Here is a 13,947-nt window from a genome sequence, read left to right on the forward strand (position 1 = left end):
CAAGCTGATTTTCCACGATTTATCTGAAATCAAGGACTTATGAACCTAGTGAGCCGTTCCAGCTCAGAGCTTTTCTACTTTCTCCTCCTGACCATTCAGTGCATTAATATATACCCTGAACGTATCATCAGCCACTAAACCGGTAAACTCATAACACAACACACGCTCATCAAGTTCATTACGGATCATTGTCCTCCTTGTTTCCTGTACATCAAATTTGGAATGTAATAAAGAAATAGCCTCATCCGTACTTAATTCAGGATCTGGAAGCTGAATATCCTCATTCCCGGCAAGATAATCAATCCCGTTAAAACCTAACACTTCACCTGTATCGAGTGCGACCTTTAAAAAGATCGAATCATCGAGAACAAATACACCTTCTTCAAGTGATCTGACAAAAGTAAATGAAGCAGTGTTACCATTCTGATAACTTTCTTCCAGACTCATTTGCTTATAACCCTTTTGCTCTAAGAATTTTTCTGCCTGGACAGATGCTTCATTCAGGCTAAGAGAAGCTTCACCCGGATTGCGGCTGCGGATCAGGAAAATAGGTTGACCCCCGTTTTTCAAAATGTCCATGGAAGCGTGATCTTCACCATCGTTCCACGAAACCGTATAAAAAGGATAAGAGGATCCGGCAAGGCTTTCTGTTACTTCACCGTTTCGAACTGATGAGTCTCCGCTGAACTGCTCAGCAACTTTTAAGGCATCCTGCTTGCTGATCTTATTACCCTTAATGTGCTGGAGCTGATTTCTCCGTTCTGCAGCTGATTGCTGATCCGTCTGAACAAAGGTCTCAGCTGCATAGCCTTTTACCGCTCTATCCATTGAATTGAAACCGTCAATGACACCATTTTGTTCTTCTGCTGTTAACATTAAATCCTCAAGTGCAAGCCAATTAAGGTTCTCCTCTAGCATTCTCGATTGGACTGCCCGTAATTCTGACTGAAGTTCCTGTGACTGACTGTATAGGGTTTCGAGCTTTTCATATTCCTCCGGTGTAAGCGGATCGGATGAGAGATCCCTGACAGCCGTTTCATAACTGAATTGCCCAATCTTTGTTAAAAACTGCTCCATTTCATTAAATGGTAACAGTCCAAGCGGAAGCTGTCCGATGTCAGAATGGATCATAGATGTTAACCTCCATACTTCTGTCAGGGCAGGTGTGAGGTTTCTCCCCCCATTCATGGCAAGGGTGGATCCGATTTCATCATTTAAAAGATCCATTTGAAAAGCCATTTCGTTGAATGCCCGCTGATACTGATTTTCCATATGATTTTGCAGGGAGTTTTTTTCTCCCTGCTGATAAGCACCCCAGGCAACCGCTGAAAATACACCAAGAAACATCGTAGCAAGTAACAGCTTTCTCCAATTCATTTTATTACGCTCCTTTTATAGGCAGAAAATATGTGCCCCGATCTGTTTGATCTGCGGCCTCGTCCAGATCCATTTACTCGTTGCCGTTACAGGATTAAAATAATACAGTGCATTTTCAGACGGATCCCAACCGTTTATCGCATCGAGTACCGCTCTTCTGGCCTGATCATTCGGTGTCAGCCATATTTGTCCATCTGCCACTGCTGTAAAAGCCAGCGGTTCAAAAATAACGCCTGAAGCTGTATTTGGGAACGCAGGGTCTTCAATTCTGTTTAATATAACTGCAGCTACAGCCACCTGACCTTCATAAGGTTCTCCCCTTGCTTCACCATAAACAGCGTTTGCCATGATCTGAATATCATTTTTTGAAAACCCTGATGGGAGATCTGCAGCTGCTTCAGATTTTCTTTTTCCCTTTACCTGATTTTCAAGTGGCGTTCCCCCGTAATAAGTAAACTCCCTTCCATTTTCAATATTTCCCTTCACGAAGGCCTCATCGTAGTCAGAAGCCTGAACGAGCTTTTGACGTGTTTCCGGACCTGCATATCCATCAATATCAAGGCCATAACTTTCCTGAAAGTTTCTGAGTGCCCAATACGTTCCCCAACCAAACTGCCCATCAATTTTTCCTTTATAAAACCCGATATACTGAAGTCTTGCCTGTAATTCAATTACATCATCCCCAAAAGCACCTCGCTGGATTGTCTGGCCACTGAATGCTTCTGCTTCAGAATATAAAGCTAAACATAGTAAAAGCGTTGCCAGTCCTGCAAACCATCTTTTTTTCATATTGACCTCCTGATCAAACATTTTATGGATAGTCTGGTCAGTTTCCGGGGAACTATTCAAAAAGATGATGCCCGACTCTTCAAAACGCTTAATTTTATTCTGTAAGTGCATTCCATTCATAAAAAAGACCCTGCTGTCAATGCATGACGCAGGGTCCAACGTTATTTGCTTAATTGATGATGTTGATGTGTCAGAATATGTGCTTTTTTCACCTTCCATAAGCCAAGCCACCAGAGGAACAGCATGAAAGGGATAATATAGTAGATCCAGTGCACACTGCTGACAAGAATATAATCGTACAGTGTATGCAATGTGACGGGAAGGGCCAGCGAAATGAAGATCAGCCTTTTTTTGTTGCGATCTTTTGTAAATTTTGCTTTTCCTATGTAATAACCCATGACAACTCCAAATAAAGCATGACTTGAAACCGGCAAAAGCGCCCTGCCAACGGCGGTTTCCAATCCAAAGACGGCAAGAAACAGCAGATTTTCAAGCGTCGCAAATCCGAGAGACACCGCAGCACCATACACAATGCCGTCATAAGGTTCATCAAATTCGATCAGATGAATGATATAAAAGTATAAAATAAACCATTTAAAAAACTCTTCAAGCAGACCATATGACAGAAAAGACTGTAGAATCAGGTTGGAGAATACAACTTCCTCTTCTAATACATACTGAAAAAACATGACAGGAAACGTAATAGCCAACCCGAGAATAAATGCTCTCAGCACGGTGAAAACCGGTTCCGTATCATATTGATCACGCAAATAAAAGTAACTGAGTAATGCAAGGCCTGGTGCAATCGCAGCTGAAATTATTGCAATCATGAAGGTGCCTCTTTTCAATCTGTTTTTAACATCGTATCATGGAAGGGAATTGAATCATACTTACAATCGATTGGAGCTGTCAAAATGGCTAAAAAAACATTACTTCTTATCCATACTGGAGGCACGATCTCCATGTCAGAGGATCAGACCGGGGCCGTTTTGCCCGGTGAACAGAATCCGCTGATGGCTCAGACGGGGAGTCTGAATGATTATGCGCAATTTATCGTGGAAAGCCCCTTTACTCTGCCTTCCCCGCATATTACTCCTGAACATATGCTTCAGCTTAAAAATATCATCGAAAAAAAATATTTAACGGAAGACATTCACGGTATCGTGATCACACATGGTACGGATACGCTTGAGGAGACAGCTTATTTTCTTGATTTAACACTGCGCCTTTCAATCCCGGTTGTCGTTACAGGCGCGATGCGTTCATCGAATGAAATTGGATCGGACGGATTATATAACCTCATCAGCGCAGTCAGAGTCGCCACGTGTGATGAAGCCTATGGGAAGGGTGTACTTGTTGTGCTGAATGATGAAATTCACACTGCCGTAAACGTGACAAAAACCCATGCAAGCAATGTCTCTACTTTCCAGAGCCCGCAATACGGACCGATCGGAATCGTGACAAAGGGCGGCGTGCTGTTTCATCACACACCAAAGCCTGACCTGAAATATACGGTTACGGAACTAAACCGGAATGTTGCGATTATTAAAGCCTATGCCGGTATGGATTCAAGACTTCTGGAAGTGCTCGCAGACCTGGCGTATGACGGCGTCATTATTGAAGCGCTCGGACAGGGGAACCTTCCACCTGACACAGTAAGCGGGCTCAAAAATCTGATTGATAAAAACATTCCGGTTGTTCTCGTTTCAAGATGTTTTAACGGCATTGCCCAGGATGTGTACGGTTATGAAGGCGGTGGACGACACCTGAAAGATCTTGGCGTTATTTTCTCAAATGGTTTAAACGGTCAAAAAGCAAGAATAAAATTGATCATCGGTCTTTCGCAGTCTAATGATCCTGATTATATTGCTTCTATTTTTTCATAAAAAAATCATGAATCATCATTTCAAGCAGATGAGTTGGAGCCAAACGTATGGTTTCAACTCTTTTTTATGACCGGTTCAATGTCAGCGCTTCAGCAATTTGTTCTCCATGGAAACGTCCATTTTCTATAAATATTTCATTGGCGTTATTTCCCGCTGCGATTACACCAGCTATATAAATCCCCGATACATTCGTTTCCATTGTTTCAGGATGATGAATCGGCCTTCCTGATTCATGGTCAATGGCTACACCCATCTTTTCAAGAAACGTATGGTCAGGATGGTAGCCGATCATGGCGAACACCGTATCATTTTTAATTTCGTGATTAACCCCGTTTTGCTCGTATACCACTGTGTCAGGTGAGATCGAACAGACTGTTGCGTTAAATTTCATTTTAACTGACCCGTTTTTAACCAGCGCTTCAAATTCAGGGAGAATCCACGGTTTAATGCTCTTTGAATAGTCGCTTCCACGGTAAAGAACCGTAACACGCGCCCCTGCTTTTTGAAGTTCAATCGCCGCATCAACAGCCGAGTTTTTCCCTCCGATCACCGCAACATCGAGATCAAAATAAGGATGTGCCTCCTTGAAGTAATGGTGTACCTTTTCAAGGTTTGATCCTTCAACTTTCAGCTGGTTCGGATGATCATAATATCCCGTGGCAACCACTACATTTTCAGTCTGATAAAGGCCTTTTGAGGTTTTAACAGTGAACAGTTCCCCATCCTTTGAGATTTGTTTAACTTTTTCATAACGGTTAATTCGGAGATCTTTTCTTTTAACGACCTCACGGTAATAAACAAGCGCCTGGTTTCTTTTCGGCTTATGCTGTTCTATTATAAACGGAACCCCGCCGATCTCTAACTTTTCACTTGAAGAAAAAAATGTCTGATGGGTAGGATACCGGTAAATGGCGTTTACAATATTCCCTTTTTCAATCACGAGCGGGTTAAATCCTTTATTTTTCAGTTCAATGGCAGCAGATAAGCCGCACGGGCCGCCGCCTACAACGATTACTTTTTCAATTTGCATGATTAATCACTCCTGCGTTATTCCTAAAAAACCCCTATCATCATATGATAGGGGTTTTTAGTATGTGATTCAATAAAGAAGGCTGCCATTATCGGTCTTTCATTTTATCACTCATCCACTGTTCCCATTCCTGACTTGTTTCTCCGACAAGATTATGGGAAAACTTCTGCTTCTCTTCAGGTGATATGGATTGAACAGCATGACCACCAATGCCAATCTCAAGATTTTCATATTCATCTTCAAGTTTTTTAATTAAATTCAGCGCATTAGGAAGATTGTCATTGATTGTACAGGAAAAGAATAAAAATTTCGGATTGACTGTTTCAATGACCGTATTAATATCCTCCTCAATAATGCTTGAACCAAGGTAGATGACGTTAAACCCTTTCCTTCTGATAAACAGCGTAAAGATCAGTAAACCAAGCTCATGCCACTCACCAGGTGCACAAACGGCAACAACCTTTGGAAGAAAGCTGTTTTGAGGGAAGGAATGCATCAGGATCCCTATTCTTGAACGGAGAATAGAAGTCGCAAAATGCTCATGTGCTGTCGTTATTTTGTTTTGTTCCCACTGGTGACCGATCTGAATAAGAACCGTCCCCAAAATATCAATTAATACTTTATCAATGGTGTAAATAGAAAAAGCTTCATTGATCAAATCGTGCGCTTCATTTTCATCAAAACTAAGCAGCGCATTTAACAGATCCCGCCTGATGACATTCAGTCTGTTCTGATCTTTATCCTTCGTTTCTATATCTGTATCATTTAACGAATTTTGTTCAGACAATGTGACGGCCTGGCTGATGGTAAATCCAGCATTTACTTTTTCCACAAGCCACTTTAATTTTTTCACATGTTCATCGGTATATAAACGATGCCCCGAATCGTTACGTACGGGTGCGATCATTTTATATCGTCTTTCCCAGGCTCTTAGCGTTCCGGGCTGTATACCAAGCATAGTTGATACGGCTTTTATATTATATTTACCTTCTTCAGTATTCATTTGTCTCGCCCCCTAAACCCGGTTCTATCAACAAAAGTATAGACCTCTTTTTATGTTGTGTAAACTTTGTATAGGTTTTATACAACTTTTTTACGTAATGCTGATAAAATGCACTTCAGGGTCAGCACCTAGCCGTATAGGCAGAAAACTCGTCCCATAACCATTGCTGATCAAATGGTGTCCGGACTGAATCGGGAAAAGGCCCCCCTTTTCATAAGGTCCCTTACCAAATATTCTGACCTGTCCACCGTGTGTATGACCGCTGAGAATCAGATTTACCGGGCCATGCACAGACGGGTTCAGCTTATTAACGACACGGGGATCATGACTTAACAATATAACAGGTCCCCCCTCCGTCGGTCTGAGCGTCGCATCAACGTTATCTTTTCTATATGTAATATCTCCAATACCGGCAATCCAAATCCCTTCAGAATAAGCGTTTCGATATAAGACTGCTTTATTTTCAAGCACAGTGATTCCATATGCTTCAAGGATATTTGTCAGCCTGGTCTTGTCTACCTCTTCATCATTATTGCCATAAACAAAATAACAAGGTGCCAGCTGTGAAAGAATACGTGCATTGTGTTCAACAAAGCTCCATGGAACACCTTTTTCTGTCATATCTCCGCCGATAAAAACAATATCCGCTTCAGGCAGTGATTGAGCCCATCGCAAAGGGATTTTCCTGCGGTGCAGATCAGAAATAAAAAGCACCCTCACCGGTCTTTCAAGTGGCATATCCTTTAATTGGATGTCATGATGGATCAAATTATTCTCAAAAGCTTTTTTTGTCATATATGCGGCAAGGCCTGCTATAAAAGCTGCAGCCCAAACTAAATACTTCATTTTCTTCCTCCTGCTCTGAAAACGAAAAATCATTTCCTCTGAAACCAGAGGAAATGATTTTTTAATCATCTTCTTTTATATCCAGCACCCTGAATCCTGATTTTTCAAGCTTTTGAATAAACTTGTCAATATTATCTTTTTTCTCAAGCTTTAAAACGATTCTCCGGACAAGCTTATCCGTTTCATCAAATGTAACCAGTGAGATCACGGATTCGTGGAATTGCTGAATCAGTTCAGCCAGTCTGGAAATTCTACCTTCCGTTTCTACAGAGGTAAAAGCAATTCTGACGCCTTTTTTGTGCATACCGAAAGCGCTCTGGAATTGATTAAACACATCATACCGGGTCACAATTCCTTTGAAAACTTTATTTTCGTCAGCCACTGAAATGAGCGGGAAATCGTTTAACTCATACAGTGTCGTCTCGAAAATTTCGTCCCCTTTTAAATATGTATTTTCGTGGGTTAACACATCACCGGCCGTTGTATTCTGATAAAAATCATCTTTTGATAAAGCAGATTCAAAAAACGCTTTATAAATGTGATATCTTGTTACAACACCGCGGTAGTATACTCCTTCAAGTACCGGCAGGGCATCAATTTCTTTTTCTTCAAGCAGGTCGATCACCTTTTTAACCGAATCATCAACCTGAACAGTAAAACTTTTGGCTGCAGGAACCATCGCACTCTTCGTAAACATCTTATCACCTCATCAAATATTGACTGCCCTATCTTATTCTGTTCAGCACCACGATATCCCTTTAAAATTCCGGTTAAATTGTTATTTTTCTTAATCCTGGTTTACATTAAGCCGGATTCATAGTAATTATTGAGCCGGTATTTTCAAAACCTGCCCTGTGTAAATTTCGTTTCCTGACAATCCATTTAATTCTCTTAACCTGTCAACACCATCACTCCCAAGTCCGTAATTGACAGCGATCCGGTAAAGGGTTTCCTGCGGCTGCACGGTATGGGTTGTTTCAGACGCAGGTGCCGGCGTTTCTTCCACTGTTTCTTCAGGTGCTTCCTCAACCGGCTGTTCGTCTGCCGGTGCTTCAGTTACCGGTTCCTCTTCCGATTCAGCAGGTGGAGTTGATGATTCATCCTGATTGAAGTTCTCGTCAGCCGTTTCTTCCTGTTCCTCGTCTTCTTCAGGCGAGGTTGCAGAAACGGAATTGGCTGTTCCATTATCTTTCTGGAATTCATTTACCGGCCGCTCCACAACTGCGTTCGTTAAGCCGTCCTCTTCTCCTGAAAAAACCATTGATCCGACAACTGCAATGAGTGGCAATAAAACAAATAAGCCAAGAAGCACACCTATAAGTGGAAAAGGTTTCTTTTTAGATTGTTTCTGCTCTCTTTTCTGGCTGTGCATTTCCACCCTTGTCAGTGGCGTGGAGGATGTAACCTGTTCTTCCTTCTTTTCGGCAATAATTTTTTTTCTGTTTTTTTCTGCCTGATCTCTAAAAGGATCTCGTTTCATAATGAACCCCTTCTTTATGTTTTGATGTTATATAAATATAAATACCTAATATATAGTCTATTATAAAGTGTAAAAAGATAACTGACCATAGACTTTCTGTATATTCATAAATTCCCCCAATAAAAAAGCTGAGTGCCGTCATATTAATAAGCAGGTACCACTTTCGCAAATATCGAAAATGGATCAGCACAAAAACAAGGCTTGCAAACACAATGCCGAAGTGAGTCTGAATGACACCTCTGAAGAGAAACTCTTCTGTTATGGCTGCTCCCGCCGCAACGACGCCAATTTTCCAAACAGGTATGGAGGAGAACAGCAAGTCATTGATCCCGCCATCGTCATACATAGCAGGAGGAAGTTTTCTCATGAAAAAAATATCAAGCAAAGCAACGAAAACACCTGATAAAAGACCGATCCATATAAAAGTCCACTCCCAATTGAAAATGGAAATAAAGTCATTTGCTGAATCAAACAGAACAAAACTCAATGCAATCGCCACAATCAAAATAAGCAGCTGTGATAACAATACGGCTTTAAATAAATTTTCTCCTGTTAAATGTTCATTTTGATTCAGTTTGACCACCCCGATTAAAGATCTGATCCAGCCTTTCTAGCCAGCCGAGTGACTGTGCATTGCGATCAGGTCTTTCCTGCACTGCAGGCTTACTGAGTCCACACAGGTCACAGCATCTCTCCTGATTAACAGGCACCTCACCAAATGCACGGTAAATCATTTCTCTTCTGCATGAGTCATTATCAACGTATTCTTTCATCTCCACGATCTTTTTTTTCTTTGCAAGAAAACGGCTTGTAAGCTTTTCGATGATTTTATTTTCCCAGCCGGGTGATGGTTCTTCGTTAAAATAATGCAACAGAACCCTCATCTGCGTATCTGACAAAAACAGTTCCTGCTGAATCGTGTTCGTGTCGTGACGTGCTGAGGCCATCCGGTAAAACTCCCTGATCTGGGAGCTGCCCGGCGTTTCAGATTCTGCAAGCTGCATCGGAATCACTTCATCTCCCTTACTGTATAGAAGAATGGACTGAGCATTTGATCCGTCTCTCCCTGCACGCCCGATTTCCTGAACAAAGTTTTCTACTGAAGAGGGCATATGAAAATGTATAACGGTTTTGACATTTTCCTTATTAATCCCCATACCGAACGCATTAGTGGCAAAAATCCAGTTAAGTTGCCCCTGTAAAAATTGCTGTTGAATCAATATTCGCTGATCCTGCTCCACATCTCCATGGTAACTGGATGTGAGGAAACCTTTTTTACTGAAATAATCCGCCAATTCATCCGCTGTCCTTTTACTTGAGAAATAAATAATTCCAGGTGAAGGATACGTCTCCATCGCAGATTCCAGCTCAGATTTCTTCTCCTCAGGAGAATCACTCGTTAACACGGTTAAGGCAATATTAGACCGGTTGATTGAGTAAATGCACTGCGCTGCATCCTGAATCTGAAGCTTTTCCATAATATCTTTTCTCACCTGAGCTGTTGCAGTAGCGGTTAACGCAAGGACAACCGGACTGCCAAGCTCCTTGATTATTTTCCCAAGCATCAGGTAGTCAGGTCTGAAATCCGGACCCCACTGCGAAATACAATGGGCTTCATCCACTACAAATAAACCGTAAGATACTTTTCTCAGTTCCTGTCTGACTTCCCTAACATTCAGCATTTCCGGTGAGATAAACAGAAAGCGGATGTTCTTTAAGTTGTACATCACTTCTTTTTTCTCCTGATACGATAAAAAAGAATTTAGAGCAGCTACACTTTTCTCGCCTCGGTATTTAATCTGTTCAACCTGATCCTGCATTAGAGAGAGTAACGGGGAAACAATGATCACCCGCATGTTATTTACATAAGAAGGATATTGGAAACAGAGACTCTTCCCTGTTCCTGTAGGAAGCATTGCCAGAGTGTGCTGACGATTTAAAACGTGGCTGATGACCTCCCTTTGTCCTTCTCTGAAGAATTCAAAGCCAAATTTTTTCTGTAATAGCTGTTCCATTGGTTTGCCTCCCCGTTTTCTTTCGCAAGTACAAATCGTATTTGAAAGTAATCCGCGTCAGGAATTGCCTCTTTAATCACCTTTAACCTTTTACTTCCGGACCTGGCCGCAACCTCACTGATGGCAGTATATAGTTCTTCAGATACAAAAGGTTTTTTTTCGAGCGTACGGTCAAGGAGTGCCAGTTCAAGAATATGATCTTCAATTGTACTTGGCTTTAATCTTCTTTTCCGGGAAATTTCAATTAAATCCATTCCGTTATCTAACAGCCTTTTAGTTTCTGCCGTAGACACAGTGAAGAGCTGATCCTGTTTCAGCAGATCTTTTAAGATGTGGTGCAGCATAGGATAATCTTCTTTTTTTCCAACTATTTTGGCTAAAGAGTAATGAAGAGCGTTGATAAAGCGGTAATATACTTCATCCGGTGAACAGGATAAAGAGTCAGCCTGCTGATCATATGTCAGGCCAATCAGGTTCCATCCTGAAAACTTTTGAACAATCAGCAATGGGTCGTCAGGAAAATCAGTGGATTGAAACAGAGCCTTCCATTCAAGGTAAAGCTGATCGAACAATGTTTTTTTAGCTGACTTACTATGTATAAGCTGGTCTTTTACCCATGATTGGATTTGCCGGTCTCTTTCGACGGGAAAAAAGCGTGATTCATTTTGAGTAAGGTTCGATAACGTTTGAATGAGCAATGAAACCCTTCCCCAAAAAATTCTTCCTGCATCACCATAGCGCCATCCATCCAGATCAGCAGGAAAATAATGTTCTGCAAAAAAATGGCGCACCTTTTCTTTTCCATGATCCGTAACCAGACTTTTCGAGGTTTCATTTAGGATGAGGAAGTTTTGTGCTTTTAAATGATGAATCGTCTCATCAAACTGTTTTCTTTTCAGGTTTGGGACAATACTAAATAAAGGGGATAATCCAAAGAGGTGGGCATCCTGAATAGTTTGCGAAGTTTTTTTCCCGGTGATTAAATGATAAAGTGCCGAATCCGTTCGCTCACCGTTAAACAGGTCGAGCCCTATCAGATAAATGGCTTCCGAATAATTCATCTGTTTCTCCTTTCATTTTGTCATAGTCTTATTATTTTATCATACTGAAGCTGGTCATCCTGTTTTCTTTCCTCTGATAGGGGTAAAGGAAAATATACGTGCTAAGCAAACACACACTGTTGAAAATCTATATTGATATAGGTAGAATAAAGATTGGATATTTTCTGTAGCAACAAACGAATGACTGAAAGAGGAGGTTATATAAATGGCTAAGTATACAATTGTTGATAAAGATACATGTATTGCCTGCGGTGCATGCGGTGCTGCTGCTCCGGACATCTACGATTACGATGATGAAGGAATCGCATTTGTTACACTTGATGATAATGAAGGAACAGTTGAAGTTCCTGAAGTACTGTACGATGACATGCTGGATGCATTTGAAGGCTGTCCGACTGATTCCATTAAGGTTTCAGAAGAACCGTTTGACGGTGATGCATTGAAATATGAATAGCAAGTAAGTAAAAGCTGTAACAGCTCTGCTCAGAGCCGTTACAGCTTTTTTATGTTCACAGACTCTCTTCTCATGGCATGATTTACACATTTCGTTGTAAATCAAAAAAAGGAGCTGGGATATATCATGATCCCTGCTCCTTGTTGCACACAACCCGATTTTATTCAATATAAGCTTTATTATACCCGTAAGGAACTTCTACCGGCTGTGTAAAATCGTATCCTGTAACAAAATCCTGTTCAACATTTTCGAATGTTACCGTATCAAGTGAGAAAGATTTGGCTGTCAGTAAAATACTTTCAACGAATTGACGTTTTTCAAGCGCAGTCAGATCTTCCGTTGCGCCTTCAACCCGAATCGTTGCATTTTGGCCATCTGCCTCAGCTTCCAGGCTCAATGTGTCAGGTAATGCTGATTGAAAGCGGTCATTCGGTATCTGATTGATCGCACCAATCGCTTGTTCAAATGAATCATAGGACTCGTAGGATGGAACATAAAAATACTGCTCACTATTCTGCTGGTAAATGAAGAAAACGTGATTATCCTTCGACAGGTTGAACTGTTCGACTTCCCCAACCTGATTCAGTTCCTGGAGTGACCCATCTTCATTCACGAGACGAATATTTTCGTATGAGGAACCGAATGTTTCGTTCAATACGTCCAGTAGAATATCAGAGGATGCTCCTACCGTTCTTTCCTCGATTTCAGAAATCGTTCCTTCAAGGTTTCCACCATTCTCAGTAAGATTAGAGCTGAGCGGATGATAATCAGCAAATCCGAGCCCTTCTTCGTCCAGGGAAGCGATCCAGTCATTATAAAGCTCGAGGTTCGTTTTATTACGGTCTGATTCAGCCGGCACGATGACAGTCATCGGAATGACAAATCCGTCTTCAGAGAGAAGTCCTACATCGAAAGACGCGTTCTCCAAAGCTTCTTGATCTGTCATCAGGTTAGACTCTGTATCTCCCCCAAGTACTACAGACGAAAAACCTTCCTGAGGTTCTTCCAGGGTGCTTTCTTCGGTCGCCTCCTGAGTATCTTCTTCCCTCTCATCTTCTGCAGCAGGAGCAGCGTCCTCTGATGGCTGTAGCTGACTTTCTTCTGATTCCCCGGCAGCTTCATCATTGACGGCTTCTTCCTCGCTGCCGCCTTCTGCTGTCATCTCCGCTGAATCGCTTGAGGAGTCCGAGGCCATGTTGCTTGCTTCTTCCTGATTTTGATTCATCAGTCCCGGTACCAGAATGACCAAAAGAAGAAGTGCTGCAAGGCTTGCTGCAACCGGCATCCATCTCGCAGTTGTTTTCTTTTTCCTCTTTCTGAGTTCCACATGCTGATAAATCTCTTCAGCTGAAGTTCTGCTTTCAATCACAGGCATTTTCTTTAACAGTGACTCTATTTTATCATCGTTCCATTGTGATTTTTTCATCATGATCACCTTCTTCCTCTTCAGCCATCAGCTCTTTCAATTTCTTGATCGCACGATGCTGCGTCGTCTTCACTTTTCCTTCAGACCAGCCAAGGATTTCAGCCGTTTCGGTAATACTCAGTTCCTGTATATATCTAGAAACGACCACCATTTTCTGGTCAACAGAACAGCGGTCAAGACATCTGTAGAGTCTTTGGATATCTTCGTTCTGTTCAGCAATTTCCTGCGGCAGGGAATCCGATGATTCTATATCACGCTTTCCCCAGTCAAAGTGGTCCATGACACGGTTGCGAATCGTTTTCTGTTTTCTGAAATGATCAATGGTTACATTTTTCGCAATGGAAAAAAGCCACGTTTTTTCAGAACTTTTGCCTTCAAAGTTTTCGTATGATTTCATCACCCTTATAAAAACTTCCTGTAGCAGGTCTTCCGCTGTATCCCTGTTTTTCACAAGATAAATGAGAAACTGAAACACATCCTGCTGATATTCTGTATATAATCGTTGAAAAACGGAGTCCATTTCCTATACTCCTCCCCCGTTCATAGCATTAGTCGTAACAGCTTCTAAAAAGTTACACTC

At 41.6% G+C, this 13,947-nt stretch carries 15 protein-coding genes; 2 read left to right on the forward strand and 13 right to left on the reverse strand.

Features of this window, described 5'->3' with window-relative positions; all coding sequences use genetic code 11:
* Nucleotides 1–63: 63 nt before the first annotated feature.
* The 3 genes from ypeB to prsW all read right to left on the reverse strand — a co-directional run bounded on the left by ypeB (nucleotide 64) and on the right by prsW (nucleotide 2,996).
* Nucleotides 64–1,377 (reverse strand): germination protein YpeB, encoded by a 1,314-nt coding sequence (gene ypeB, locus E2491_RS05095; protein WP_134373611.1) that lies wholly within the window; start codon nucleotides 1,375–1,377, stop codon nucleotides 64–66.
* Between the two features lie 15 nt (nucleotides 1,378–1,392).
* Complete coding sequence (gene sleB / locus E2491_RS05100) at nucleotides 1,393–2,166, reverse strand: spore cortex-lytic enzyme (RefSeq protein WP_134373613.1); 774 nt, start codon at nucleotides 2,164–2,166, stop codon at nucleotides 1,393–1,395.
* Between the two features lie 161 nt (nucleotides 2,167–2,327).
* Complete coding sequence (gene prsW / locus E2491_RS05105) at nucleotides 2,328–2,996, reverse strand: glutamic-type intramembrane protease PrsW (RefSeq protein WP_134373615.1); 669 nt, start codon at nucleotides 2,994–2,996, stop codon at nucleotides 2,328–2,330.
* 84 nt (nucleotides 2,997–3,080) lie between these two features.
* On the opposite strand from prsW, the gene E2491_RS05110 reads away from it, so the two are divergent.
* The gene (locus E2491_RS05110; RefSeq protein ID WP_134373617.1) at nucleotides 3,081–4,052 is read left to right on the forward strand and encodes an asparaginase; all 972 of its coding nucleotides are present in this window, start codon (nucleotides 3,081–3,083) and stop codon (nucleotides 4,050–4,052) included.
* Between the two features lie 64 nt (nucleotides 4,053–4,116).
* Here E2491_RS05110 and E2491_RS05115 read toward each other — a convergent pair whose 3' ends face one another.
* The 8 genes from E2491_RS05115 to E2491_RS05150 form a co-directional block, all read right to left on the reverse strand.
* Nucleotides 4,117–5,082, reverse strand: a complete 966-nt coding sequence (locus E2491_RS05115; RefSeq protein WP_134373619.1) for a YpdA family putative bacillithiol disulfide reductase — start codon at nucleotides 5,080–5,082, stop codon at nucleotides 4,117–4,119.
* Nucleotides 5,083–5,170: 88 nt separating this feature from the next.
* Entirely contained in the window at nucleotides 5,171–6,085 is a 915-nt protein-coding gene (locus tag E2491_RS05120; RefSeq protein WP_134373621.1) for a MerR family transcriptional regulator, read from the reverse strand.
* A gap of 90 nt (nucleotides 6,086–6,175) precedes the next feature.
* Nucleotides 6,176–6,931, reverse strand: coding sequence for a metallophosphoesterase (locus tag E2491_RS05125; RefSeq protein ID WP_166805791.1), 756 nt, complete (start codon nucleotides 6,929–6,931; stop codon nucleotides 6,176–6,178).
* Between the two features lie 61 nt (nucleotides 6,932–6,992).
* On the reverse strand, nucleotides 6,993–7,628 hold the full coding sequence (locus E2491_RS05130) for a CBS domain-containing protein (protein ID WP_134373625.1): 636 nt from the start codon (nucleotides 7,626–7,628) through the stop codon (nucleotides 6,993–6,995).
* Between the two features lie 126 nt (nucleotides 7,629–7,754).
* Nucleotides 7,755–8,411, reverse strand: a complete 657-nt coding sequence (locus tag E2491_RS05135; RefSeq protein ID WP_134373627.1) for a LysM peptidoglycan-binding domain-containing protein — start codon at nucleotides 8,409–8,411, stop codon at nucleotides 7,755–7,757.
* Nucleotides 8,392–8,994 carry a CPBP family intramembrane glutamic endopeptidase gene (locus tag E2491_RS05140; RefSeq protein ID WP_134373629.1) on the reverse strand — a complete coding sequence of 201 codons (603 nt, stop codon included), beginning with the start codon at nucleotides 8,992–8,994 and terminating at the stop codon, nucleotides 8,392–8,394. The genes E2491_RS05135 and E2491_RS05140 overlap by 20 nt, the downstream gene beginning before the upstream one ends.
* A complete protein-coding gene (locus E2491_RS05145) occupies nucleotides 8,972–10,426 on the reverse strand; it encodes a RecQ family ATP-dependent DNA helicase (protein ID WP_134373631.1) in 1,455 nt (484 codons plus the stop codon). Before E2491_RS05145 ends, E2491_RS05140 begins: the two co-directional genes overlap by 23 nt.
* A complete protein-coding gene (locus tag E2491_RS05150; RefSeq protein ID WP_134373633.1) occupies nucleotides 10,348–11,487 on the reverse strand; it encodes a YpbB family protein in 1,140 nt (379 codons plus the stop codon). The genes E2491_RS05145 and E2491_RS05150 overlap by 79 nt, the downstream gene beginning before the upstream one ends.
* Nucleotides 11,488–11,692: 205 nt before the next feature.
* Between E2491_RS05150 and E2491_RS05155 the strand changes: the two genes are divergently transcribed.
* The gene (locus tag E2491_RS05155; RefSeq protein ID WP_134373635.1) at nucleotides 11,693–11,941 is read left to right on the forward strand and encodes a ferredoxin; all 249 of its coding nucleotides are present in this window, start codon (nucleotides 11,693–11,695) and stop codon (nucleotides 11,939–11,941) included.
* Between the two features lie 160 nt (nucleotides 11,942–12,101).
* Here E2491_RS05155 and E2491_RS05160 read toward each other — a convergent pair whose 3' ends face one another.
* Nucleotides 12,102–13,370 (reverse strand): hypothetical protein, encoded by a 1,269-nt coding sequence (locus E2491_RS05160; protein WP_134373637.1) that lies wholly within the window; start codon nucleotides 13,368–13,370, stop codon nucleotides 12,102–12,104.
* Nucleotides 13,342–13,887, reverse strand: a complete 546-nt coding sequence (sigX, locus tag E2491_RS05165) for an RNA polymerase sigma factor SigX (protein WP_134373639.1) — start codon at nucleotides 13,885–13,887, stop codon at nucleotides 13,342–13,344. The genes E2491_RS05160 and sigX overlap by 29 nt, the downstream gene beginning before the upstream one ends.
* Between the last annotated feature and the right edge of the window lie 60 nt (nucleotides 13,888–13,947).

The organism is Jeotgalibacillus sp. R-1-5s-1, assembly GCF_004405105.1.
Taxonomy (GTDB): Bacteria; Bacillota; Bacilli; order Bacillales; family Jeotgalibacillaceae; genus Jeotgalibacillus.

Coding starts and splice junctions, on each gene's coding strand:
- E2491_RS05150 (WP_134373633.1), bottom strand. CDS start 11,487: ATGAATTATTCGGAAGCCATTTATCTGATAGGGCTCGACCTGTTTAAC.
- E2491_RS05125 (WP_166805791.1), bottom strand. CDS start 6,931: ATGAAGTATTTAGTTTGGGCTGCAGCTTTTATAGCAGGCCTTGCCGCA.
- E2491_RS05120 (WP_134373621.1), bottom strand. CDS start 6,085: ATGAATACTGAAGAAGGTAAATATAATATAAAAGCCGTATCAACTATG.
- E2491_RS05110 (WP_134373617.1), top strand. CDS start 3,081: ATGGCTAAAAAAACATTACTTCTTATCCATACTGGAGGCACGATCTCC.
- E2491_RS05130 (WP_134373625.1), bottom strand. CDS start 7,628: ATGTTTACGAAGAGTGCGATGGTTCCTGCAGCCAAAAGTTTTACTGTT.
- ypeB (WP_134373611.1), bottom strand. CDS start 1,377: ATGAATTGGAGAAAGCTGTTACTTGCTACGATGTTTCTTGGTGTATTT.
- E2491_RS05115 (WP_134373619.1), bottom strand. CDS start 5,082: ATGCAAATTGAAAAAGTAATCGTTGTAGGCGGCGGCCCGTGCGGCTTA.
- prsW (WP_134373615.1), bottom strand. CDS start 2,996: ATGATTGCAATAATTTCAGCTGCGATTGCACCAGGCCTTGCATTACTC.
- E2491_RS05135 (WP_134373627.1), bottom strand. CDS start 8,411: ATGAAACGAGATCCTTTTAGAGATCAGGCAGAAAAAAACAGAAAAAAA.
- sigX (WP_134373639.1), bottom strand. CDS start 13,887: ATGGACTCCGTTTTTCAACGATTATATACAGAATATCAGCAGGATGTG.
- E2491_RS05160 (WP_134373637.1), bottom strand. CDS start 13,370: ATGATGAAAAAATCACAATGGAACGATGATAAAATAGAGTCACTGTTA.
- sleB (WP_134373613.1), bottom strand. CDS start 2,166: ATGAAAAAAAGATGGTTTGCAGGACTGGCAACGCTTTTACTATGTTTA.
- E2491_RS05145 (WP_134373631.1), bottom strand. CDS start 10,426: ATGGAACAGCTATTACAGAAAAAATTTGGCTTTGAATTCTTCAGAGAA.
- E2491_RS05155 (WP_134373635.1), top strand. CDS start 11,693: ATGGCTAAGTATACAATTGTTGATAAAGATACATGTATTGCCTGCGGT.